The sequence below is a fragment of the Sporichthyaceae bacterium genome, from assembly GCA_036269075.1.
GTDB lineage: Bacteria > Actinomycetota > Actinomycetes > Sporichthyales > Sporichthyaceae > DASQPJ01.
Genome location: DATASX010000085.1, coordinates 78,356 through 101,394, shown reverse-complemented (window position 1 = coordinate 101,394; position 23,039 = coordinate 78,356). Strand labels below are relative to the sequence as shown.

At 69.8% G+C, this 23,039-nt stretch carries 19 protein-coding genes; 9 read left to right on the top strand and 10 right to left on the bottom strand.

Features of this window, described 5'->3' with window-relative positions; all coding sequences use genetic code 11:
• Positions 1-16 precede the first annotated feature (16 nt).
• The 3 genes from VHU88_15865 to VHU88_15855 all read left to right on the top strand — a co-directional run bounded on the left by VHU88_15865 (position 17) and on the right by VHU88_15855 (position 6,118).
• Positions 17-4,564 carry an AAA family ATPase gene (locus VHU88_15865; GenBank protein HEX3613165.1) on the top strand — a complete coding sequence of 1,516 codons (4,548 nt, stop codon included), beginning with the start codon at positions 17-19 and terminating at the stop codon, positions 4,562-4,564.
• Positions 4,565-4,637: 73 nt separating this feature from the next.
• The gene (locus VHU88_15860) at positions 4,638-5,300 is read left to right on the top strand and encodes a response regulator transcription factor (GenBank protein ID HEX3613164.1); all 663 of its coding nucleotides are present in this window, start codon (positions 4,638-4,640) and stop codon (positions 5,298-5,300) included.
• Positions 5,297-6,118, top strand: a complete 822-nt coding sequence (locus VHU88_15855) for a mycofactocin-coupled SDR family oxidoreductase (GenBank protein HEX3613163.1) — start codon at positions 5,297-5,299, stop codon at positions 6,116-6,118. Before VHU88_15860 ends, VHU88_15855 begins: the two co-directional genes overlap by 4 nt.
• Before the next feature lie 13 nt (positions 6,119-6,131).
• Here VHU88_15855 and VHU88_15850 read toward each other — a convergent pair whose 3' ends face one another.
• The 5 genes from VHU88_15850 to VHU88_15830 all read right to left on the bottom strand — a co-directional run bounded on the left by VHU88_15850 (position 6,132) and on the right by VHU88_15830 (position 11,686).
• Complete coding sequence (locus tag VHU88_15850; protein HEX3613162.1) at positions 6,132-6,764, bottom strand: HAD-IA family hydrolase; 633 nt, start codon at positions 6,762-6,764, stop codon at positions 6,132-6,134.
• A 92-nt stretch (positions 6,765-6,856) separates the two neighbouring features.
• A complete protein-coding gene (locus VHU88_15845) occupies positions 6,857-7,915 on the bottom strand; it encodes a spirocyclase AveC family protein (protein HEX3613161.1) in 1,059 nt (352 codons plus the stop codon).
• Between the two features lie 100 nt (positions 7,916-8,015).
• Entirely contained in the window at positions 8,016-9,050 is a 1,035-nt protein-coding gene (locus VHU88_15840) for a hypothetical protein (protein HEX3613160.1), read from the bottom strand.
• On the bottom strand, positions 9,047-10,696 hold the full coding sequence (locus tag VHU88_15835) for a PEP-utilizing enzyme (protein ID HEX3613159.1): 1,650 nt from the start codon (positions 10,694-10,696) through the stop codon (positions 9,047-9,049). The genes VHU88_15840 and VHU88_15835 overlap by 4 nt, the downstream gene beginning before the upstream one ends.
• Positions 10,697-10,738: 42 nt before the next feature.
• Positions 10,739-11,686 (bottom strand): alpha/beta hydrolase, encoded by a 948-nt coding sequence (locus tag VHU88_15830; GenBank protein ID HEX3613158.1) that lies wholly within the window; start codon positions 11,684-11,686, stop codon positions 10,739-10,741.
• Between the two features lie 284 nt (positions 11,687-11,970).
• Here VHU88_15830 and VHU88_15825 point away from each other — a divergent pair, with 284 nt between their 5' ends.
• Both VHU88_15825 and VHU88_15820 read left to right on the top strand, forming a co-directional pair.
• Positions 11,971-13,173, top strand: coding sequence for an acyl-CoA dehydrogenase family protein (locus VHU88_15825; GenBank protein HEX3613157.1), 1,203 nt, complete (start codon positions 11,971-11,973; stop codon positions 13,171-13,173).
• Positions 13,174-13,189: 16 nt separating this feature from the next.
• Positions 13,190-14,800 (top strand): NAD(P)/FAD-dependent oxidoreductase, encoded by a 1,611-nt coding sequence (locus tag VHU88_15820; protein ID HEX3613156.1) that lies wholly within the window; start codon positions 13,190-13,192, stop codon positions 14,798-14,800.
• Positions 14,801-14,814: 14 nt separating this feature from the next.
• Here VHU88_15820 and VHU88_15815 read toward each other — a convergent pair whose 3' ends face one another.
• On the bottom strand, positions 14,815-16,137 hold the full coding sequence (locus VHU88_15815; GenBank protein HEX3613155.1) for a helix-turn-helix domain-containing protein: 1,323 nt from the start codon (positions 16,135-16,137) through the stop codon (positions 14,815-14,817).
• A 109-nt stretch (positions 16,138-16,246) separates the two neighbouring features.
• The gene (locus VHU88_15810) at positions 16,247-17,017 is read right to left on the bottom strand and encodes a hypothetical protein (GenBank protein HEX3613154.1); all 771 of its coding nucleotides are present in this window, start codon (positions 17,015-17,017) and stop codon (positions 16,247-16,249) included.
• Between the two features lie 198 nt (positions 17,018-17,215).
• Between VHU88_15810 and VHU88_15805 the strand changes: the two genes are divergently transcribed.
• Positions 17,216-17,941: an enoyl-CoA hydratase gene (locus VHU88_15805; protein HEX3613153.1), complete on the top strand. Its 726-nt coding sequence runs from the start codon at positions 17,216-17,218 to the stop codon at positions 17,939-17,941.
• Between the two features lie 113 nt (positions 17,942-18,054).
• A complete protein-coding gene (locus VHU88_15800) occupies positions 18,055-18,621 on the top strand; it encodes a L,D-transpeptidase (protein ID HEX3613152.1) in 567 nt (188 codons plus the stop codon).
• An 18-nt stretch (positions 18,622-18,639) separates the two neighbouring features.
• Here the strand turns inward: VHU88_15800 and VHU88_15795 are convergent, their stop codons facing one another.
• On the bottom strand, positions 18,640-20,028 hold the full coding sequence (locus tag VHU88_15795) for an MFS transporter (GenBank protein ID HEX3613151.1): 1,389 nt from the start codon (positions 20,026-20,028) through the stop codon (positions 18,640-18,642).
• A 113-nt stretch (positions 20,029-20,141) separates the two neighbouring features.
• Here VHU88_15795 and VHU88_15790 point away from each other — a divergent pair, with 113 nt between their 5' ends.
• Complete coding sequence (locus VHU88_15790) at positions 20,142-20,918, top strand: winged helix-turn-helix domain-containing protein (GenBank protein ID HEX3613150.1); 777 nt, start codon at positions 20,142-20,144, stop codon at positions 20,916-20,918.
• On the opposite strand, the gene VHU88_15785 is transcribed toward VHU88_15790, so the two are convergent.
• Together VHU88_15785 and VHU88_15780 are read right to left on the bottom strand one after the other, a co-directional pair.
• Positions 20,910-21,410, bottom strand: a complete 501-nt coding sequence (locus VHU88_15785; GenBank protein ID HEX3613149.1) for a MarR family transcriptional regulator — start codon at positions 21,408-21,410, stop codon at positions 20,910-20,912. The two genes, VHU88_15790 and VHU88_15785, sit on opposite strands and share 9 nt — an antisense overlap.
• Positions 21,411-21,623: 213 nt before the next feature.
• Positions 21,624-22,127, bottom strand: coding sequence for a hypothetical protein (locus tag VHU88_15780; protein ID HEX3613148.1), 504 nt, complete (start codon positions 22,125-22,127; stop codon positions 21,624-21,626).
• 407 nt (positions 22,128-22,534) lie between these two features.
• Between VHU88_15780 and VHU88_15775 the strand changes: the two genes are divergently transcribed.
• Positions 22,535-23,008 carry a hypothetical protein gene (locus VHU88_15775; GenBank protein HEX3613147.1) on the top strand — a complete coding sequence of 158 codons (474 nt, stop codon included), beginning with the start codon at positions 22,535-22,537 and terminating at the stop codon, positions 23,006-23,008.
• Positions 23,009-23,039: the final 31 nt, after the last annotated feature.

Here is a 23,039-nt window from a genome sequence, read left to right as displayed (position 1 = left end):
AGGAGGGCCCTGGCAGGTGAGCCCCGCCGACCCCTACCCGAGCGCGGCGCACCGCGGCGATTCCCTCGCCGCGGTCGCTCCGTTCGCGAGGGTGAGCCTGGCGGAGCGACTGGGCCGGGGCCCGCTCGGACTCGGCGCGACCCTGGACATCACCCGGGATCTGCTCAACCACCTCGTCCCGTTGCACGCCAGGGGCCGGGTCCACGGGGCGCTGTCTCCGGAGAACGTGCTGCTGACCGAGTGCGACGGGCTGACCCAGGCGACGCTGCTCGCGCCACGGCTGCAGACCGAGGCCGGGCCCGGCGGCGGCGCGAACAACCACGCCTACAGCGCCCCGGAGATGCTCGGCGCGATCGACCGGCGCGTCGACGGGCGGGCCGACCTCTACTCCCTCGGCGTCGTCGTGCTCGAGTGCCTGACGGGTACTCAGCCGTTCCGCGGGGCCGACCTGCGGGAGACGTTGCGCCGGCAGCTGTCGATCCGCGTCCCCACCCTGCGAAGTCGCGGAATCACGGCCCCGCGCGCCGTCGACGAGCTGTTGGCCGCGCTGCTTGCCGCCGACCCCGACGATCGCTACGACCGGGCCGACCGGGTGATGACCGACGTCATCCGTCTGATCGCCGACATCGCCGCCGGGGAACGGGAACCCGCGCTGATGCTCGGTCCGCGCCGGATGCCGGCACCCAGCGCACTGGACGAACCCTCGTTCACCGGGCGGGAGGCGGAGCTGCGATTGCTGGCCGGACGGTTGGAGGACGCCCGGCACGGCACACCGCGCACGGTGGTACTCACCGCGGCCAGCGGCGGTGGCAAGACCGGTCTGCTCGACGAACTCTGCCGCCATCCCGGCGCGACCGACGTGTTGATCCTGCGTGGGCAAGGGGTGGAGGGCGCGGGCCAACGGCCGCTGCAGGTGTTGTCCGGCGTCGCCGAGGGCATTGTCGAGCAGGCCGCGACCGACCTGGAACTGGCCGGCGCACTGCGCACGCGACTGGCCGGGCACAGTGGCCCGCTGTGCGAGTTGTTGCCCGAACTGGCCGAGGTCCTCGACCCGCGGCGCTCGCCCACCGCGTGGCCGGGCGTGCACTCGGAGAGCCAGACGGTGGCGGCACTGGTCGCGTTGTTGGCCAGTCTCGGCCGGCCCGGCCGGCCGGCGCTGGTGGTCCTGGACGACTGCCAGTGGGCTGATGACCTGACCGTCTCGGTGCTGTCCGCGTGGACCTCCCGCGGTGTGGCGGACGACGCCTCGACGCACGTGGCTCTGGTGGTGGCGATGCGGTCCGAGGCCGGTTCGCGGACCGTCCCGCCGACCGCGTTCACCGGCGCCGAACTGCGGGCGTTGCCCCCGCTGGCCGAGCCGGAGGTGGCCGCGATCATCACCTCGATGGCCGGCGCTGTGCCCGCCGGCGTCACCGAGGTCGTCGTCGGCCTCTCGCACGGGGAGCCGCTGCTGGTCTCCGCAGTGCTGCGCGGACTGGTCGAAGGCGGTGCGCTGACCGGTCGGCGCGGAGCGTGGGCCTTCGACGCCGTCCCGGACGGTTGGCAGGCCTCCACCGAGGCCGCCGGGGTGCTCTCCCGGCGCATCGAGTTGCTGGCGCCGGGCACCCGTCGTCTGTTGGAGTCCGGCGCGGTGCTCGGGCGCCGCTTCACCGTCGCGCATGCCGCACAGTTGGCCGGTCAGGCACCGGAGGAGACAGCGACCGCCGCGGTGCAGGCGTTGGAACGCAACTTGGTCTGGAGCCCAGAACCGGGCGTGCTGGCCTTCATCCACGACCGGGTCCGCGCGACCCTGCAGGGCGGGCTGACCGAGGACCGGTTGGCCGCCCTGCACGGGGCCGCCGCGGAGTTGCTCGAAAGCGCGCAGGCGCCGCCGGATTTCGACCTGGCCTACCACTTCGACGCCGCCGGCCAACCCGAGCGGGCTTTCCCGCACGCGCTGTCCTCGGCCGCAGCCGCCCGGGCGCGGCAGGACCTGGTGCTCGCGGTCCGGCAGTACGAGATCGCCGAACGCGGATTCGCCGCCGCTACCCGCGAGGAGCGCTACCGGGTCCACGCGGCGCTCGGCCAGATCCACGTGCTGCGGGGCAGCTACGACGCCGCGGCCGCGCGCTTCACCCGGGCGTTGACCTTCGCCGACGACCAGGTGCAGATCGCCACCACACAAGGACATCTGGGCGAGGTGGCCTTCCGACAGGACGACCTGGCCCGGGCCGAGACCCATATCGAGGCGGGCCTGACCGCGCTCGGCGAACGGGTGCCGCACGCCCGGGTGGCGGTCTGGATCCGGCTGGCCGTCGAACTGCTGCGACGGATGACCCGCCGCGTGCGTCCGCAGCGCCGGTCCGAAGTCGGAGGCGGTTCGGCCCGCGACCGGTTGGTCGCACACCTGTACACCCAACTGCAGTACCCGCGTTGGTTCCACGCCCGGCGCGTCGAGACGCTGTGGCTGATGGTGCGTCAGGTCAACGTCGCGGAACGCTGCCCGAACAGCCGCGAACTCGTGCACGCCTACAGCGTCTGGGGCGGGGCACTGGCGTTGACGTTCCCGTTCCTCTCCGGCCGCGGCCTGCGCTACGTCGACCTGAGCAACGAACTCGCGGTGGCCCATCACGACATCCGGGCCCAGGGCCACGCGCAGAGCATGCGCACCTGCGTGCTGCTGGCCGCGGGCCGCTACGCCGACGGTGAGGTCTCGGCCGCGCAGGCGTTGCGCGTGCTCTCCCGGGTCGGAGACCGTTGGGAGCAAGGATTCGCGGCCCGCAACCGCGCGCTGTGCCTCTACCGGACGGGCCGCCTGCGCGAGGCCGCGGCCGAGGCGCGCCGGGTGCACCGGATCGGGTTGGAGGTCGGCGACGCCAACGCCGAGGTGACCGCGTTGGAGGTGCTGGCCAAGTCCACCGGCGGCCGGCAACGGGTTCCCACGCCGGCGGTGGAGCTGTTGCTGCGTGGGCCGGATCTGGAGACCCGGGTCGCCGGGCTGCAGGCCGAGGCCTTGCGGTTGCGCCACGACGGGGACCTCTCCGGTGCGCTCGATCTGCTCGAGCAGGCCGGCCGGGCGGTACGCGAGGCCCGCCCGACCAACACCTACCTGGTCCCGGTGTTCGCCTGGCTGGCCACGGTGCACCGCGAGCGGATCGAGGGCGAACTGCTGCCGGGCGGGCGTCGCCGCGCGCTGCGCGCCGCCCGTCGCGCCACCCGACGGGCCACGCGCTACGCCCGCGTCTACCCCAACGACCGCCCGCATGCCCTGCGGGAGAAGGCGTTGGTCGCGGCGCTCGGTGGACGGTCCCGGCGGGCCCGGCGACTGCTGCGGGCCGCCGCGGCCGACGCGCTGCGGCGGGAGGCCTGGGCGGAGCTGGCCGAGACCCGCCGCGAGGCGGACCGCTTCGGCATGGCCGACGCGCTGACGGGGCCTGCGTCCCAACCCGCACCGGGCGGCGACGGCGACCTGATCCCGCCCCCGGCGGGTCTGGCCGACCGGTTCCAGGCGCTGCTCGAGGCCGGTGCGCTGCTGGCCGCCGCCGACGACGTCGATGCCGTCCAGGAAGCCCTGAGTGCAACGGCCATCTCCCTGCTGCGGGCCGAATACGCGCAGGTGGGTTTCGCGGTCGAGGGTCCCGATCCCGCCGGCGGCGTCGAGGACGCGGTGCGGCAGGCTGTGGACTGGCTGGCCGAGGTCGGGGCGCCCACCGTCCTGGACCTGGAGGCCGACCGCCAGTCGACGCCGATCCATGCCCTGGTGCCGGCCGCGGCGCGTTCGGCATTGTGCGCCCCGTTGACCGTCGACGGCCACTGCGGCGGCTACCTGCTCATCGCACATGACCGGGTGCCGAACCTGTTCGGCGAGGCCGAGGAACGGCTCACCCGGTTCCTCGTCGCGTTGGCCGGGGCGGCGTTGAGTCGGCAACGGTTGGAGCGGGCGACCCGCGCGGAGGTCCTGGCGGCGGCGGAGGCCGAACGCACGCGAATCTCCCGCGACCTGCACGACGAGATCGGCCAAGCGTTCACCTCGGTGCTGCTGGGCGTGCGCCTGGTGGAGAACGCGGCGCTGAGCGGAGGCAACTGGCAGGAGGTGCTTACCCGCACCGAGCACCTGCGGACATTGGTCACCGGTGGCCTGGACAGCGTGCGCCGGTTGGCGTTCGAGCTGCGACCGACGGTGCTCGACGACATGGGTCTGCTGGCCGCGGTGCGCCAACTGGTGGCGGCGCCCCGAGCAGGCGTCGAGGTGGACCTGGAGACCGTCGGGGTCGACGACGGCCAGCGGCTGCCGCCGGACGTCGAGACCGCTGCCTACCGGGTGATTCAGGAAGGCCTCACCAACGTGGCCCGGCACGCCGGACCATGCCGGTGCAGCGTGGTGATCGGGGCCGACCGGCGCCGGTTGCGCATCCTGATCGAGGACGACGGTCGCGGTTTCACGATGGGCAACGGCAGCGAACGCCTTGGGCTGCGCGGAGTGCACGAGCGCGCCGCCTTGGTGGGTGGCACGGTGCGCGTCACGTCGGCACCCGGTCAGGGCACCGCCGTAGTGCTGGAGGTTCCGCTGGAGGTGCCTGGATGACCGAGCGCAGTGAGGGAATCAATGTCACAGTGCACGCCACCTCCGACTCGCGCGCGCGAACCAGGGTAAGCCGGTGACCGATCCGATCAGGTTGGTGATCTGCGACGACCACCGGGTCGTCCGCGAAGGCCTGCGCCGGGTGCTCAGCGAGGACCCGGATCTGCTGGTTCTGGCCGACGTGGGCACCTCGGCCGACGTCGTCGGGGCCTGCGCGCAGCACCGGCCCGACGTCGTGGTCCTCGACGTCACTCTGCCCGACGGCAGCGGGATCGGCGCGATCCCGCGGATCGCGGCGGTCAGCCCGGGCACCCGGGTGCTGGTGCTGACGATGCACGACGATTTGGCCTACCTGCGCGAGGCATTCGCGGCCGGCGCGGCCGGTTACGTGCTCAAGGCCGCGGCCGACGTCGAACTGTTCGACGCCGTCCACCAGGTCTTCGCCGGACACCGCTACGTCCATCCGACACTGGGCGCCGCGCTGATCGACGCCCAGACCGATCCCGGGCCGAACGGTGTCGGCAAGCCGTCGGTGTCGATGACCCACGGCCTGTCCGAACGCGAGGCCGAGATCCTGCGTTACCTCGCGCTGGGCTACACGAACACGGAGATGGCACAGATGCTGACGCTCTCGGTCAGGACGGTGGAGACCTACCGGTTGCGACTGCAGCAGAAGGTCGGGCTGCGGTCCCGCGCCGAACTGGCCCGGTTGGCGCGCGAGTCCGGGCTGCTGCCGTGAGTCAGAGGCTCGCCGGGAAGGTCGCGTTCATCACCGGTCTGGCCCGGGGCCAGGGCCGGTCCCATGCGGTCCGGATGGCGTCCGAGGGCGCCCGGATCATCGGCCTCGACCTGTGCGACCGGATCGACTCCGTCGGCTATCCCCTGTCCGACAAGGAAGATCTGGAGCGCACGGTCGCGCAGGTGCAGGCAGCCGGTGGCGAGATCGTGGCGCGGGTCGGCGACGTCCGCGACCGCGATGCCGTGGCGGCCTGCCTGGCCGACGGGCTGGCGGCGTTCGGTCGGGTCGACCTCGTGGTGGCCAATGCAGGGGTCCTGCCGATCGTCGGTGAGCAGAGCCGCACCGTGGCGGCGTTCCTCGACGCCGTCGAGGTCAACCTGACCGGGGTCTTCCACACCGTCGACGTGGTGATCCCGACCCTGATCGAACAGGGCGAGGGGGGCAGCATCGTGATCACCAGTTCGACCTCGGGGCTGACCGGCCTGGCCGACGGGAGTCCCGGCAGCATGGGCTACGCGGCAGCGAAGCACGGCGTGGTGGGGTTGATGCGCGGCTGGGCAACGGTCCTGGCCGAGCACAACGTCCGGGTGAACACCGTGCACCCGACCGGGCTGGCCTCGCCGATGGTGCTCAACGAGGCTTTCGGCGGCTACCTCGACGAGCACCCGGAGATGCGTCCCCGACTGCGCAACGCCCTGCCGGTGCACCTGATCGAGCCGATCGACATCAGCAACGCGATCATCTGGCTGTGCTCGGCCGAGGCCCGCTACGTCACCGGTGTCACGCTGCCGGTGGATGCCGGGTTCTGCCTGCGCTGAGCCGCGGTGGGACTCAGGCTGGGACGATTCGCAACTCGGCAAGGCTTTCGCGCAGTGCCGCGGCGTCGGTGAACCGGATCGCGAGCAGTCCGGCGTCGCCGGCCCCGGCTACGTTCTCCACGAAGTCGTCGATGAACACGATGTTCTCGGCCGGGCAGGCGCACCGCTCGATCAACGCCGCATAGATGGCCGCGTCGGGCTTGCGCAGGCCCACCTCGTAGGACAGGCAGTGCACGTCCACCGTGCCCGGCGGGAACATCGACCGGATCCAGCCGTCCAGATCGGAGTAGATGTTCGAGCACAACCCGATGCGAAACCCGGCGGCCTTGAGTTGCAGGACCAGCGCGTGAATCACGGGTTCGACCTGGTCGCCCATGATCGCGGCCATCATCGCCGCGAACCGCGCGGCCGGGACCGAAATCCCTTGCTCCGCTCGGATCTGTTCGACCGCGTGCTCGCAGAACGTGCTGAACGGCATCCGGCCGGTCTCGCACGGTTCGAACAGACCTCCGCCCCGGAACAGGCCCATGGCCGTACCGGGGATGAGCCCGTACTCGGCATCCAACCGGCCGAACTCCGTCAACGGACTGGCCACCAGGACCCCGCCGATGTCGAACACGACCACGTCGATGTCGGGTGCGGGCACCGCGGCGGCTCCTGGCGAAATGGTCCGGAGGGCGGCCGGACCTACGCCGGCCGCCCTCCGGGGCTAGAGGGTTGCGAGGATCTGACGTCACGTCAGGACGGCGTTGCCAGCTTGTTGTCCGGGGTGAGGTGATACCCGTTGCCTTGCTGCGACGGGATGGGGATGCCCGGGCCGGGGCAGTGGATGTCGGTCCCGACGCCGGCCATGCCGTCGTTGTACCAGGGCGCGTTGCAGATCGCCGGGATGGTGGTTCCGGAGTGCAGCCCGACGTAGTTGTAGGAGACGTTGTAGCAGAGCATCGCCAGGTTCAGCGCGCCGGACAGTGCCAGGAAACGGACGCCCGAGCGCTTCCAGCCGGTGACCTTGAGCTTGTCCAGGCCCCGTTCCGGGAACGTCTCGCCCTTGTCGTTGCGGAAGTAGCGGAGCATGCCCATCGAGCCCCAACAGCCGCTCCACAACAGCCATTCGCCCAGCGGCATCTGGTAGTAGTGCCCGTAGAACAGGGTCAGATGGTTGTTCGCCGGGTACCACCAGACCCAGCCGCCGCCGCGCTCACCGGGCAACTCGAGGATCAGGTCCAGGATCAGCGCGGCGCTGAACGCAACCGCTATCAGGCCGGGTGTGCCGATGGCCGGCCACCGCTTCTTGGCCATGCTCATGACCTTGCAGATCCCGACCATGCCGAGAACCAGCACGCCGCCGTACATCAGGCCGATGAAGATCAGCGGCTCGACGAACTGGTGCTTCCCGGACCCGCCCGGGGAAAGCCAGCCGGGGACGTGGCACTGCGGGCAACCCAGGTTCACGAACCGGCTGTTGTAGCTGTAGACAACCGCGGAGTAGTTCTCCCACGGGTCCTGCAGCATGTAGACGCTCGTCATCGCCATGATGAGCAGGCCGTCCAGCGTGATGCGCCGTTGCACGCGCCACTGCTTCCAGCCGAACTGATAGATCGTGAACAGCAGCAGAGCAGCGACGACACCCTCGAAGATGTGGTCGGTCAGCGCCATCCAGCCCGGCGCGTGCCCGTCCTTGGGGGCCGGATGCGCGTCCCCGACGGCGATCCAGTCGGTCCAGCAGTAGATGATCATGCCGACAACGCCCGCGCCGAGCGCGGCCCACCACTTGATCGGGACCACCTTGCGGGTCACTACGTTCGGGTTTTCAGGACGGGCGGCCTCCGTTGCGGAGAACGGCCGTTCCGGTGCGATGGTCACGAGTCTGCCTCCCGGTGTGTCGAGCACTCGTCGGTCAGGACTTGCGAGGAAGAACACCCGCTCGAATGAACTGGGCGTCGCGGAACACGTCGACCTTGTGCATATAACCGTTCTGCGTGAAAACCGAGTACTGCTTGCCGTCCGGGTCGCGGAACACGGCGTAGTAGTCCTGCATGGTCGGGGTGATGTTCGGGACGTCCGGGCGGTGCTCGGCCTCCTGCAGGTGCAGGGCGAGCCGACCGGTCGGCTTGACCAGTTCGCCGGTGACCGTTCGTCCGTCCTCGAACTCGAGGTGATAAGCCATCGGCCAGGCGGTGGATTCCTTGTGGTAGTAACCGCCGACCAGCGGCGTGAGCGTGGTTGCGTCGGAGTACCACCCGGCCACCGGCATCGGCGCCGGCTCGGGCAGTTCGTGGCTGCGCAACGCGATGAACGAGAAGACGCTGTCGTCCGGCAGCACCGCGGAGACCAGGTCCCAGCCGGTGTTCCACATCAACTGGGTCTTGCGCCGACCCCACCCGCGGTCCCGCCAACCGAACCCGGAGAACGGCAGCTCCCTGCCGTCGGCCTTCCAGGTCAAGGTGCCCTCGGCGACGATCACCTGTTCGGTGTGGCAGTAGAACTGGCCGTGCTCGCCGGTGGCGTAGTAGCCGTGGAACATCGTGTCCCACAGCGGCGCGAAGTGCTTTCCCTTCAGGGTGAGGTCGAACCGCACCTCGTCCAGGTCGGCGACCCAACGCAGCTCGTGGTCGGAGTCCCAGGACAGATTGACGATCTCCAGCCGGCTCATCGAGTTGCCGATGGACTTCTCGTTGTGCAGGCCGTCCTCGCGGCGCACCTGGACCGCGGTGTTGTTCCCCTGGGACACCCCGACCGCGATGCGAGTGTTCGGCGTCCGGTTGGCGCTCACCGTCATGTGCATCATCAGGTTCGCGTTGATCGCGTCGTCCCGGAGGGTGACGAAGAACGTCTCCTTCCACGGGAACGACTCATCACCCCAGGGCGTGTGCAGCAGCTCGTCCTCGGGGCGTGGGCGCCACTCGGCCGGGATACTCGCGGGCCAGCTCATGCTCCCACCTCCGCGTCGGCCGGGGCCGGCTTGAGGATCGTCACGGTGCCTTCGTTGCCGTCCACCCGAACCAGGTCGCCGGTCCGCAGCACCTTGGTGCCGTTGCCGGTGCCGATCACGCAGGGCACCCCGACCTCGCGGGCCACGACGGCGGCGTGGCTGAGCAGACCGCCGATGTCGACGACCAGTGCGGCGGACAGGAACAGCACCGCGGCCCAACTCGGGTCGGTGGTGACGCACACCAGGACCTCGTCCGGCTCGATGTCGGCGAAGGTCGGGTCGTGCACTATGCGCACGACGCCCTCGACGATTCCACCGCTGGCACCGATTCCCTTGAGGGTGCCGTCGCTGTTCGCCGACTCCGAGCCGGTCCCCGCCCGGGTCAGGACGAACGGCTCCGGGTTGCCCTCCCAGTGGGTCGGGATGTCGTGCAGCTTGAAGTCCTCGCGCTGGGCCCGCCGATCGGCGGCCACATGCTTCATGTCGCCCGTCGGCACGCCCTTGGTCAACTCGTCGATGGTGAACAGGAACACGTCCTCCGGATCACCGATGCGACCGTCGTTCGCCAGATGCTGCCCGAGTCGACGAGCGGCTCCGCGAGCGACGTCGAGGGACTGCAGGTAAGCCCCCTTGGCCACACCGCGCAACGGGATGCGGGCCACCGCCATCTTGAGCACGAGCTTCGCGCCGGAGCGCCGCGACCGGGGCAGTTTGGCCAGCAGATCCCGCTCGGCCTCCTCCCGCAGGCGGACCCGCTCGGCCGCGGCCTTCGCCGGGTCGCCGTCCGCGTCGCGACCCGCGTACTGCTCGGCGATCCGTTGCACCGGCGCCGAGTCCTCCCGCCAGGAGAAGCTGGACAGCTCGCCGGCAGCCGGGCCGTGGTAACCATGGCGCTGCAGGAACTGCTCGAGGGTGAGTGTCCGTCGGCCCATCGCCCACAGGTCGAAGATGATCTCGGTCTCGGCGTGCGATCCCTGCCCGGCCACCAGGGCGTTGGCCTGCGCCGCGTCCAACTCCGCCTTCTTGATCAGCGCCAGCAACTGGTCGTAGACGCCTTGCACTCCGATGAACACGCCACCGGCCTGAACCCGAACCGTCTCGTAGAAGTAGTCGCGGCCCTCCTTGAGCGCGGCCTTGGCCCCGTCCTCGTCGAGGCTGTCGAACCGGGAGACCCAGGACTGCCACCACGGATGGATCGGGGCGCACTTGGAGATGACGTCCTTGCGGATCGTGACCATCTCCCGCGGCATCTTCGCGAGCACGTGGCCCATCCGCCGCTTGGACCGCTCCAGCGGCACTCCGGCCGGAACCTCACCGAGCAGCTGCCGGGCGATCGCATCCGGTCCGGAGCCCGGCAGCAGACCGCCCATCTCGCAGAAGAAGTTCACGTTCAACGCCGCCCGGCCGTAAAAGACACCGACCGTGCGGTTGTTCGGGTCCTCGACGATGCGCACCTCGCTGCGCGGCAGCGATCCGAGCCGCGCGAAGCAGTCGCGGATCGCCAGGTCCGCGCCGGTGCCCCAGATCGACCAGCCGAGGTAGCTGATCACTCCGGGGACGGCCTCGCCCAGATTCGTCGTGCTCCAGAACTGGCCATCACGCGACACGGTGTGGAGCGAGCTGCTGGGATCGACCTCGATGGCCATGAACGTCTCTCTTCCTGCAGACCGCGTCGGCTGGAGAACCTGCTAGGCGGTTTCGCCGACCAAGTTGTCGCGAACGTATTGGCCGATCTGCTCGTAGACGCCGTTGGCGTGCTCGACAATCCCGGCCATCCAGAGGAAACCATGGATCATCGTCGGATTCTCCAGCGAGACGACGGACACTCCGGCAGCCTCCATCCGCCGTGCGTAGGCCTCACCCTCGTCGTGCAACGGGTCGTTGCCGGCGGTGATCACCATCGCCGGGGGCAGTCCGGCAAGGTCGAGCGCGCGGACCGGGGAGATGTAGGGGTTGTCGACGTCGTCAGGCTTGTCGATCACCAGGTCCATGAACCACTCCATGGCCCGACGGGTCAGCAGGAACCCCTCGCCGTTGCTGATCCGCGACGGGTAGTCGTCCTTGCTCATGTCGGTGACCGGGTACTGCAGGACCTGAACACCGATCGACGGTCCGCCGCGGTCGCGGGCCATCAGGCTGACGGTGGCCGCCAGGCCGCCACCGGCGCTGTCGCCGGTGACGCCGAGCCGACTCGGGTCGCCGCCGACCCGCTCGGCGTTGGTGGCCACCCACCGGGTTGCGGCGTAGCAGTCCTCGGCACCGGCGGGCGCCTTGTGCTCCGGGGCCAGGCGGTAGTCGACGGAGACCACGACACAGCCGGTCACGTTGGCCAACTGGCGGCACGGCTTGTCGGCGACCTCGAGTCCCCCGATCACGAAGTACCCGCCGTGGAAGTACATGAGGATCGGCAGCGACTCCCCGTTGCTCGGACGGTAGACCCGCATCGGGATCTCGTTGCCGTCCGGACCCGGCGCCGAGCACTCCCAGGCCTCGGCGACCTCCTGGGCCGGCCCCTCCAGATCCAGGAAGGCGTTGATGAAGCCGCGCGAGGCCTCCACGCCGAGGTCGGGGAAGTCCGGCACGCCCTGCGCAGTGAGGTTGTCGAGGAGGGCCTGTGCCTGCGGGTCGACGGTCATCGGGGGATCCCATCGTTTGCGAGGTCGCTGCGGGGACGGCCTGACATAAGGCCGCCGGCGCCAGTCTGGTGCCCCCACGGGCACTCGCCAATGACAGCAACTGTCAACCGGAGGCCGGCACATTTCCGCTTCCGTACCAGGGTGTCCGCCGCAGTGAAGGCGCCGCGGCAGCGGTGGCGAGTGGCGCCATTGTGAGCGGCGGGGGCCGAACCTAGCGTCGGCGACGACACACCTGTCGCCCCGAGCCGCACTCACCGCCCTGGCGCCAACCGATCGGAGTCCCGATGCCGGATGTCATGGACCGCACCCATACCCATCCCCTCGTCGAGCGCGCCACGGAGCTGCGCGACGTCCTGCGGGCCGATGCGCGCCAGGCCGATCTGGACCGCCGACTGCCGGACTCGACCGCGAAGGCGATGATCGACGCCGAGCTGTACAAGGTGTGGATCCCGAAGCGCTACGGAGGCTTCGAGGCTGACATCAAGACCCACGTGGACATGTGCGCGGCGATCTCCCGCGGCTACGCCTCGGCCGGCTGGGTGCTCGCCATGCAGACCGCGGTCTCGTGGATGGCCTGCTGGATGAACGAGGAGGGCCAGGACGACGTCTACAGGAACAACCCGGACGCGCGCCTGGTCGGCCTGTTCACCCCGTGCAACATCCCGGCCCAGGAGGTCGAGGGCGGCTTGGTCATCAGCGGTGCCTGGCCTTACGCCACCGGCTGCATGTGGTCGGACTGGGCCGAGGTGATGGTGCCGCTGATCGACAGCGACGGGAACTTCCTCGACGCCCTCTGGTGCTTCGTGCCGATGAGCGACCTGCGGATCGAGGACACCTGGTACTGCATGGGGATGAAGGGCACCGCCTCGAACACCCTGCACGCCGAGCGGATCTTCGTGCCGCAGCACCGGGTCGTTTCGATGCTCGGCCCGAAGGGTGTCCTGGCCGGTGTCTCGGGCAACCCGTACACCGAGGAAGCGCTCTACCGGATCCCGTTGAGCATGGCCGGCACGATCTGCACGACCGGTTCGGTGATCGGTGCCGCGCAGGCCGCCCTGGACTACGTGCTGGAGAAGGCCCCCAAGCGCTCGATCTCCTACTCCACGTACATGAACCAGGCTGAGTCCAAGGTCACCCAACTGCAGGTCGCCGAGGCCGCGACGAAGATCGACACGGCCCTGCTGCATGCGCACCGGGCAGCCGACGACGCCTGGGAGGCCGGGGTCAGTGGTGAGTGGCCCGACGCCCGACGCCGGGCCCGCGCCCGGTACGACGCCTCGTTCGCGATCCGCGAGTCGAAGATCGCCGTGGACCTGCTGGCCAGCATCGCGGGCGCGTCTGCATTCGCCGACGGCAGCGACATGGAGCGGATCTACCGCGACGTCGGCGTTGCGACCCTGCACGGCGTGTTCCGCCCCGATATCACCGCGGAGCTGTACGGGTCGATCCTGCTCGGCCAGCCGCCGACCTGCTCCCCGATCCTCTGACCCGGCCGGAGACGCCATGACCGCCACGATCAACCGCGACGCCGTAGTCGTCGGCGCCGGGTTCGCCGGGGTCCGGACCCTGTGGGAGATGCGACAGCTCGGGCTGTCCTGCACGGTCCTGGAGGCCGGCACCGGCGTCGGAGGCACCTGGTACTGGAATCGCTACCCCGGAGCCCGGACCGACAGCGAGGGCTGGACGTACTGCTTCTCGTTCGACGACAAGCTGTGCCAGGAGTGGGACTGGACCGAGCGTTTCCCGGGCCAGCCGGAGATGGAGCGGTACTTCAACCACACCCTGGACAGCCTGGACCTGCGCAAGGACGTCGAGTTCAACAGCCGGGTGAACAGCTGCGTCTACGACGAGGCCGCCAACACCTGGACGGTCACCACCACCGACGGCCGCAGCTACGTCTGCAAATACCTGATCAGCGCCAGCGGCTTCCTGCACATCGCCCTGAAGCCGCCATTCCCCGGCCTGGAGAACTTCCGCGGCGAGTATCTGATGACCTCGAACTGGCCCAAGGAGCCGGTGAACTTCGCCGGCAAGAAGGTCGCGGTGATCGGCACCGGCGCCACCGGCGTGCAGATCATCCCCACCATCGCCCGTGACGCCGAGGAACTCACGGTCCTGCAGCGCACGCCGAACTACGTCGTGCCCGGGCGCAACCACGCGCTGGAGCCCAACCACCGCGACGAGATCAAGCGCAACTACGACGAGATCTGGGCGCAGACCGAGACCCAGGTGTTCGCGTTCGCGATGGACCCGGCCGGGCGCATGGCTGCCGACGTTCCGCGGGAGGAGTGGAACAAGGTCTTCGACGCGGGCTGGGAAGCCGGCGGTTTCCGCTTCCTCTTCGAGACGTTCGACGACCTGCTGATCAACCTGGAGGTCAACCAGGCCGCCGCGGAGTTCATCCGCAACAAGATCCGCACGATCGTGAAGGACCCGGCAACGGCCGAGTTGCTCTCCCCGAATTACTACTACGGCGGCAAGCGCCCGCCGATGGGCACCTTCTACTACGAGACCTTCAACCGACCGAACGTGAAGCTTGTGTCGGTCGCGGACAACCCGATCACCGCCATCACCGAGACCGGCGTGCAGCTCGCCGATGGCACCGTGCACGAGGTCGACGTGATCGTGTTCGGGCTCGGCTTCGACGCGATGACCGGCGCCCTGGCGCAAATGAACGTGCGGGGCAAGGACGGCCGCACGCTTCAGGAGAACTGGGACCCGGAGCCGCAGACCTTCATGGGCGTGACGGTGCCCGGTTATCCGAACTTCTTCATGTTGTCCGGTCCGCAGTCACCGTTCGCGAACATCCCCGTGGTCATCGACAAATCGGTGCGGTTCATCTCCGCAACGATCCAGAAGGCGCGCGAGGTGGGGGCCGAACGCATCGAGCCCTCGGCGGAGGCCGCGGTGGCCTACAACGACCACTGCAAGATGCTGCTCAGCTTCAACCCGATCATCTCCTCCGGTGCGAACATCCACTCCTGGTTCCTCGGCGCGAACGTCGAGGGCAAGTCCCAGTCGGCGGTGTACTTCTACTACGGCGGCGCGGCTGGGTACTTCACCGAGCTCAAGGGCGTCGTGGAGAAGGACTTCGAGGGCCTGCAGTTCCGCTGATCCGAGGGCCGTTCTCATTTCACGGAGGTCAGCGGATTCCCGGGGGCTTTCGGGGGTCGACCACCGGACGACGGCAGCGCCGACAACTCGGAGCGCACCGGGATCGCGTCGAGCAGGCGGCGCATCCGCAGCGCGACCAGCAACTCGGTGCGTCGCTCGGTGGTGGACCGCCCGACCAATTGCTCGATCTGTGCGATCCGGTTGCGGACGGTGTGCTCGTGGACGCCGAGCCGACTCGCGGTGTTGATGTTCGAGCCGGAGGTCAGCCAGACCCGCGCGGTTTCCCGTAGCGCAGCGGTGCGGGCGTCGTCGCGGTTCAGCTCGCCCAACTCGGCGCGGACGAATCGACGGGCCCGGTCCGGGTCGTCGAGCAGCAACGCCTCCAACCGAAGTTCGTCGAAGGAGACCACGTCGGGCGCCGCGTCGGCGAGCAGGTCCTGCAGGCGGGCGGCGTCCAGCGCGTCCTGGGCGGTGGATCCCAACCCGGCCCGACCCCGCGCCGGATCGCCGAGCGCACACCGCAACCTGGACCGCACGAGCGCCTTGCGGACGGTGGCCAGGCGTTGTTTGCCCAGGCCCCGCGGGTGCGACATCCACAGCAACCACAGCCGCACGCCGTACCGGTACTCCAGCACCCGGGCCCCGTCGGCGTCGCGCACCAACAACCGAGCCAGCCCGGTCTCGGTCGGGCTGGCCTCGGTTCGGACGGCGATCGCCAGGTGCTCACCGGACAGCACGATGTCCAGCACCTCCTCGATCTCCCGGTCGCCGAGCACCATGGAGTCGTCCAACGCCTGACGCAGCACGCTCAGTTGCAGTTGCGAACGAGTGCGCTGGTGTTGGGTCTGCGTTGTCTCGTAGCGCGCGGCGAGCATGGTGGCCTGCCCGTCGCTGTAAGCGTGGATCAACATCGTCGGCCCGCCGAGCAGCTCGCTCAGGTCGACGCCGTGCTCCCGGGAGTACTCGACAGCTGCCTCGAACCAGGCGCTCCAGGCCAAGGCGACGCCGACGCGGTAGATCCGCTGGAACTGGCTCAACGGCACTCCGAGCGCGGCCGCGGTGTCGCTGAACGCCAGGGTGGGGAAGGGCGGGTTGGCCTCGAGCTCGTCCTGCCCGGCGATGATGCGCCAGACCGTGTCGATGTTGTCCCAGGCGTTGCGCAGCAACATCTCGCGGAATTCCGGGTCGTCCCGGTGTTCCGGGAAGACGACCTCCATCAGCCCGTCGGTGATGATCGCGGCGGACTTGTCGCGGTTCATCGCTCGCGCCAGCTCCCGCGCGGCAAGGCTGACCGCACCGCACGTCGCGGCCAGCCCATGGCTCGGACCCAGCTCCATGCCAACCTCCAGGCTCGCGCCGGCGAATCTCGCGGGCGCGCAGACAGCGGCACCGTGACCATACGGCTCGGGGTCGCACGACGTAAGACCCGGAGACGGGCGCGGGCGCTTACTCGCTGACACCGACCGGCGACGAGACGTGAGAATCCACCGGCAGTTCCGGCGGCGGCTTCCACGCGGCAGAAGCCGGTTCGGCGTCCGGGGCGAGGGCGATCGCGCGCAGCGTGGCCCAGATCAGGATCACGGTGAACACCCCGAAGGCCGGGACGGCCACCCAGAAGGCCAGCAGTCCGTTCCACGCGAACGGCCCGGTCTTGAAGAAGAGGAGCAGGGCGGCGGGGGTGAACAGCAACCCCGACCAGAGCATCGCGTAGGCCGTCCAGCGCGGGAACACCGGGACCGGGGACGGATCGTTCAGCACCGCGACGCAGATGACCACCACCTGCGCCACGGCCGGTGGGAACACCATCAGCAGCGGGATCCAGCCCAGGTCGTTGAGCAGTTGCGTCAACGCCGGGTCCCGGTCCGGCCGGAAGGTGGCGACGGCGAAGAAGATCACCGGGAAGATGATGATCAGTACACCGGCGGAGCCGGCCGCGATCTGCGCGAAGCACAGTGGGGTGAAGTGGCCCTCCATGCGCTGCAACTGGGCGCTGACCACGCCGTAGAACGGGATGGTGAACGCCGCACCGAAAATCATCAGCACGCAGCCGAGCCGAATCGCGTTCGCGTGCTCCCGGTAGCGGTTCGCCACCTGGACCGCGGAGTCCTTGGGCGCGATGGGCGGGATGAATCCGGCCGTCAGCAACCCGGCGAACAGCAGCGCCAGGAAGACGACCCCGCACCAAGCCATGGCTCGTTGGACCGGCTTGGTGCTCACCTCGCCCATCAAACACGGCGGGCACAGGCAATTCTTCCGTGGAAAGTACGTACACGGCGCTCGAGCTGACGGTGGATCAGATGTTCCGACGCGGCGGCGGCCGGGCCCCTGGCCCCGGACGGTGCCGCGGCGGCCGTCAGACTGCTGGCACCCGCCGGCCGCCGCCGGCCGGGCCGGCAACCGCCGCAGGAGGCTGGGTTGATCCAGTGCAGCAGCCAGGACCGCGTCGTCACGATCACGATCGACCGCCCGGAGAAACGCAACGCGCTGAACACCGCGTTGTGCACGGCGATCCGCACCGCCGTGCAGGACGCCGTGGCCGACGGCGCACGCGCCCTGGTCCTCACCGGCAACGGCAGCAGCTTCTGCTCCGGCGCGGACCTCGACGGGGTCCACAGCGCCGAGTTCCGTTCGGCCCTGCACGACATGCTGCAAGCCGTCGTCGCGGCCCCCGTGCCCGTGGTGGCCGCGGTCAACGGTCCGGCGATCGGTGCGGGCACGCAACTGGCGATCGCCGCCGACCTGCGGGTGGTCGCGCCGACGGCGCGCTTCGCGGTTCCGACTGCAAAGCTGGGGCTCGCCGTCGACCCGTGGACGATCGCCCGACTGGCGCAACTGGCCGGGCACGGGCAGGCCGGTGTCCTGCTGCTGGCCTGCGACGAACTCGACGCGTCCGGCGCACTGGCCTGCGGGCTGGCCGACCGCGCGGGCGCCCTCGACGTCGCCGCGGGCTGGGCCGCGCAGATGGCCGAGTTGGCGCCGTTGACGCTGGCGTACAACAAGCTCGCGTTGCATGCGTTGCCGGGCAGCGCCGCGGGCGCCGAGGTGGTCGCCGCGTTCGAGCGCTGCTGGTCCAGTGCCGACGTCGCCGAGGGTCGACGCGCCCGGGTCGAGAAACGGCGCCCCGTCTTCCGGGGCGAGTGACGTAGCCGGCGACCCAAGTTCTCGATTCCGAAACGCAAAAGCCGCAAAAGACCCCGCAGGCCACGAAAGGCTGAGGCGTTCCGAAGAGCGACCTCGCGGGGGCGGTGGGTCAATTGGGGAGTAGGCGACCTCGCGCGTTCGTCGCGCGGGCGTTGGTCGGTGCAGTCGCCGGCGGGTGTCTGCTGCCCGCGGCCGCGCACGGTGCCACGGCAGCACACATCGACCCGCGGTGCCGGTTCGGGCGGGTGGTATGCATCGACAAGCGGACCCACACCCTGCGTTGGGTCGTGAACGGGGACGTCCAGTTCAAGATGTCCGTGCGCTTCGGGCCGGTTCGGCACCCCACCCGGGAAGGCGACTTCTACATCTACTGGAAGGACCGGCACCACATCTCGAAGCTGACCGGCGAGACCATGCCGTACTCGCTGTTCTTCAGCGGCGGCGAGGCCGTCCACTACTCCCCCGACTTCGCCCGCCGCGGCTATGTCGGAGCCAGCAGCGGCTGCGTCGACACCCGTGACCTGCCCGGCACCAGGGCGCTGTGGGCGGGGACCCGCGCGGGCGACCGGGTCGTGATCTACCACAGCAAAGTTCCCAGCAGCGCCGCGAACGACACAGCCGGAACTTATCGCTCACGCGCGCCTGACAGCGCCCAGAAGGACCCCAGCTCCTTGGGCTGACTCCCCGTCAGCTCTCCGTCAGCTCTGCCGACAGGATTGCTGCGGTCCCGGAACTTCGCGCGAGCGGACCTGGCGCGCCGACGGCATCGGCAACGCGACCGCCATCGCGGCCAGGGCCAGCACGATCGAGACGGCGACGGCCTCGTGCAGGCCTCGGGTGAAGTGCGTCGCCGGACCGAGCAAGGACCCGAACACCGCTACGCCGAGCACGCTGCCGGTCTGGCGCATCGTGCTCAATGTGCCCGAGGCGACGCCGGACCGATTGCGTTCGACCGCGGCCATCAACCCGGCCGTCATCGGCGGGACAACAGTGCCCAGCCCGCCGGCCAACAGGATCCACGGGCCGGCCACAGCCAGGTACGCCGTGCCCGGTCCGACCGCGAGCAATTCCGCGCAGCCGAGCGTCATGGCCAGCAGGCCGCTCAGGATCACCGGGCGCGCCCCGAACCGGGCGGCCAGCCGGGTCGCCGCCAGGTTCGCCAGGAAGATCACGCCGGTCGGCGGGAGGAACGCCAACCCGGTACGCATCGCCGAGAAGCCCTGCACGCGTTGGAAGAACAAGCTGAAATCGAAGATCAGCCCGTAGAACGCGATGTTGACCAGCAGCCCCAGGAACGCCGCCGCGGCGAACCGGCGGCGGGTGAACAATTCCAGCGGCAGCATCGGCTCGGCGACCCGCGACTCCACGAACAGGAATCCGGCCAGCGCGGTCACACCCAGCGCCAGCGCGACAATCACCACCGAGTCCGTCCAGCCACGCTCGCCGCCCTCGATCAGCCCGAAGGTACCGGCGGTCATGGCAACCACTGCCAGCACCTGACCGGGCGGGTCGATGCCACGGCCGGACAGGTCGGTCTCACCGGTGCGCCTGGTCAGCCACCAGCCCAGCGCACCCAGCGGGACATTGATCAGGAAGACCGCCCGCCAGCCGGAAAGTTCGATGAGCACCCCGCCGACCACCGGCCCGGCGGCCAGCGCCACCGCGGCGGAGGCTGACCAGAGCCCGACCGCGTGCGCCCGCTGCACCGGATCGCTGAAGGCGTGATTCACCAGCGCCAGCGAGCAGGCGCCGAGCAACGCGGCCCCGCCACCCTGCACGGCCCGGGCACCGATCAGCACGCCGAGGCTCGGCGCGGTGGCACAGGCCACCGAGGCAACGGTGAAGACGACAAACCCCATGATCAGAACGCGCCGCGCGCCGAGCCGGTCCCCGGCCGCCCCAGCGGTCAGGATCAACGCGGCCAGCACCAGCGTGTACGCGCTGACCAGCCACTGCAGCCCGGCGGTGCCACCGCCCAGACTCGCCCCGATCTGCCGGACGGCGACGTTCACCACGAACACGTCGAGCTGGACCATCGCCAGCGCCAACGCCGCGCCGACCAGAGTCACCCGCTGCTCGCTGTTCATCCGGGCCACGCCAACTCCACCTCCCGACCGGTTCGACTCCCCGGTCCGATGACCATCCTCGTGCGGAAATAGTTCGGCCCGCACCGAAATATCCGCCGGTTAGGGTCGACGGCATGGCGGATGCGGACATCGCTGTCCCGGCGGCGCTGATGGCGGATCCGGGCCGGGCAAGAATGTTGCTCGCCCTGACCGACGGCCGGGCGTTGCCTGCCGGGGTGCTGCGCGCGGAGGCCGGGGTGGCGACCTCCACGGCGTCGGAGCACCTGAAGAAACTCTGCGCCGCCGGCCTGCTGCGGGTCGAGCAGCACGGGCGGCATCGGTACTACCGCCTCGCTTCGGTCCAGGTCGCCCGCGCGATCGAAGCCCTCGCGCAGATCTCACCGCAGGCCCCGGTTCGCTCGCTGCGGGAGGGCACGCGGGCGGAAGCGCTGCGCCGGGCGCGGATGTGTTACGACCATCTGGCCGGGCGGCTCGGGGTGGCACTGATGTCGGCCATGCTGGAACGTGCGGCGCTGGTGGGCGGGGACGGGCGGTACGACCCGCAGACGGCGCGACGCGATCGGCCCTCGGCACCGGGGCACGACGTGGACTATCGGCTCACGCCGGTCGGGACCGGGTTGGTTCGGGATCTCGGCATTGATCTGGATCGGCTGGCTGCCGGGAAACGACAACTCATTCGCTATTGCGTCGACTGGACCGAGCAACGGCATCACCTGGCCGGGAGCCTCGGGTCGGCGGTGGCCGATCAGATGCTGTCGTCGGGGTGGTTGAAACGGCGGGCCAATGATCGGGCGGTCCTGCTTACGCCTGCCGGAGCGGCGGGGCTTTCCGAGGTCCTTGGGGTTGAGCTTCCGGAGCCCATTCGCCGGCCGCGAGTCGCGTCAGCGTAGGTCGCCGATGCTGCGGCGCATGGTCCGCAGGTCGGCGACGATGCGGTCCGCGGTCGCCGCGTCGATGTCGCCGACCCCGAAACCGATCTCGGCCAGGGAAGCGCTGGCTTCCTGGGTGACCTTGAGGCCCTTCGGCGTCAGACGGGCGAGCACCGTGCGACGGTCGGTCGGGTGAGCCAGCCGGGTTACCAGCTTCGGCTTCTCGAGTTGGTCGACCAGCAGCGTGACCGTGGTCGGGTGCACCAACAGCTGCCGGCTGAGCTGCCCGAGCGGTCGCTCGTTGTTCGGCGCCATCTGCAGTGTGATCAGGACCAGGTAGCCCGTGCGGTTCAGCTTCAGCTTCTTCAGGCGCTGCTCGACGGCTTCGCTCATCACCGCCGCGGCGCGCATGACCGAGGCCATCGCCGCGAAGTGCGACGGCGAGGGTTCGCCGTGCTCCGCCCAGCGGGCACGCATCCACTCGACCGCATCCACGTCCTGCTCGACCTGCACGGTGCCTCCTCCGTCAGATCCGATTATTCCAGATCCGGAAGGTCGAGAACCCAATACTGGGGGGCGCGAGTTCCTCCGGTCATCTGCCATTCGACTCTGACGGACCGTCAGAACCGAACCTGCGATCGCCACGAACAGATCCGGGACAGCCGTGACGCCCGGAGCGGCGGCGCGCGCCCCGGGCGTCACGATGTTGTTCAGCAGCAGTCGACCTCAGTGGAACCCGAGGCCCCCGGCGAACTCGTAGGAGCGAACGGAGTCCGCCGCGCACGCGAATTCCGCGCCCGCGGCCTCGCGACCCCACATCAGGCCGACGTGGCTGCCGTCCATCGCGCCGTGGGTGACGAATCCGTAACCGCCGGTGCCGTAGGTGAAGTCGCCGGTCTGCATCGACAGTTCGCTGTGCGCTCCGTTCTCCCAGGCCACGTCCAGCACGGCCTGGCTCGCTCCGCCGATGCACCCCACGACCCCGTGGCCGTGGCCACTGACCGTGCCGTGGCCGAACTGCCGGGACGTGCAGTCCATGACGCCGTGGATCACGTACGAGCCGTCGGCGGGTGTGTACTTCAGCCCGCCGGGGCTCGCGACGGACCCGACGACGCTGCAGGCGTTCCCACCGGGTCCATCCGCGTCATGGGCGCCGGCAGCAGCGGCCGGCAGCAGGGTCGCGGCCGCCACAAGGGAACACAGGGTTGCGGCGGCGAAAGCAGACTTCATCTCGTCAACTCCGATCCGGGGACAGGGCCTACGCACAGTCGGGTTCTACGACGGCGTTCCGAGCAGAGCTCGATGCCCGAAACGCCGGTACTGGGCGCAATTCGGCAGCACAAGCTCGATGAACGAATCAGCAACCTACTGATAATCGGGTTATTTCCCACTATGTCCCGTTCCTCGGCCGGCGTCCAGACCCCGCACCGAACCACTTCCGCGAGGAGCCGACGGCCGAGGCGTTCAGGTGCCCGCCGAACCGGGCCCGGCGAAACCGCATGGATGATCTTGGACAGGTCTTTGCTCCGTTGTTGGACCTGGAACACCCACAAGGTCGACAGTTGGCGCGAGCGGAACCGATCGCGGGCCGGCCCGAACCCGGGCTTGGTCGGAGCGGACTTGTCGAGGAGGACCCCGTGGGACGTCAACGAGGCTTCGCGCCTTCCATCGCGGGACGGGCTCTGCCGGTTCTTACCGGCGCGTCGGTCGTGTTGATGCTCGCCGTAGGTACCGCCGGCGCCGCGGTCCAGAGCGAGCCGACGGCCGATTGCACCGCCGACGCCCAGGGCATGATGACCATGCCTGACGGCATGAAGATGCCGGTGGCCCAGATGCCCGGCTGCGCGGTCGGCAAGGCGACCGCGCCCGCCGCGGGCACCAAGACCGCTTCGCCTGCCCCGGCGGCCGCCAAGGCGACCACGTCGAGTTCGGGCGGCACGGCCAAGGGCGCAACGGGCGCCGCTGCCGCGAAGCCGCAGACGGTGAAGGCCGGGACCGGTGGTCAGGCCACCGAGACCGACTCCCACGGCCTGCCGCTCGCGCCGCTCGGCCTGGTCCTCGGCGGCGTCGGCCTGGCCGCGGTAGCGGCAGGCCGCCTGCGTCACAACTGAGCCGGAACCCGACGCGGACGCCGGCAGCCCG

Coding starts and splice junctions, on each gene's coding strand:
- VHU88_15795 (HEX3613151.1), bottom strand. CDS start 20,028: ATGAACAGCGAGCAGCGGGTGACTCTGGTCGGCGCGGCGTTGGCGCTG.
- VHU88_15780 (HEX3613148.1), bottom strand. CDS start 22,127: ATGAAGTCTGCTTTCGCCGCCGCAACCCTGTGTTCCCTTGTGGCGGCC.
- VHU88_15815 (HEX3613155.1), bottom strand. CDS start 16,137: ATGGAGCTGGGTCCGAGCCATGGGCTGGCCGCGACGTGCGGTGCGGTC.
- VHU88_15830 (HEX3613158.1), bottom strand. CDS start 11,686: ATGACCGTCGACCCGCAGGCACAGGCCCTCCTCGACAACCTCACTGCG.
- VHU88_15840 (HEX3613160.1), bottom strand. CDS start 9,050: ATGAGCTGGCCCGCGAGTATCCCGGCCGAGTGGCGCCCACGCCCCGAG.
- VHU88_15790 (HEX3613150.1), top strand. CDS start 20,142: ATGGCGGATGCGGACATCGCTGTCCCGGCGGCGCTGATGGCGGATCCG.
- VHU88_15835 (HEX3613159.1), bottom strand. CDS start 10,696: ATGGCCATCGAGGTCGATCCCAGCAGCTCGCTCCACACCGTGTCGCGT.
- VHU88_15825 (HEX3613157.1), top strand. CDS start 11,971: ATGCCGGATGTCATGGACCGCACCCATACCCATCCCCTCGTCGAGCGC.
- VHU88_15820 (HEX3613156.1), top strand. CDS start 13,190: ATGACCGCCACGATCAACCGCGACGCCGTAGTCGTCGGCGCCGGGTTC.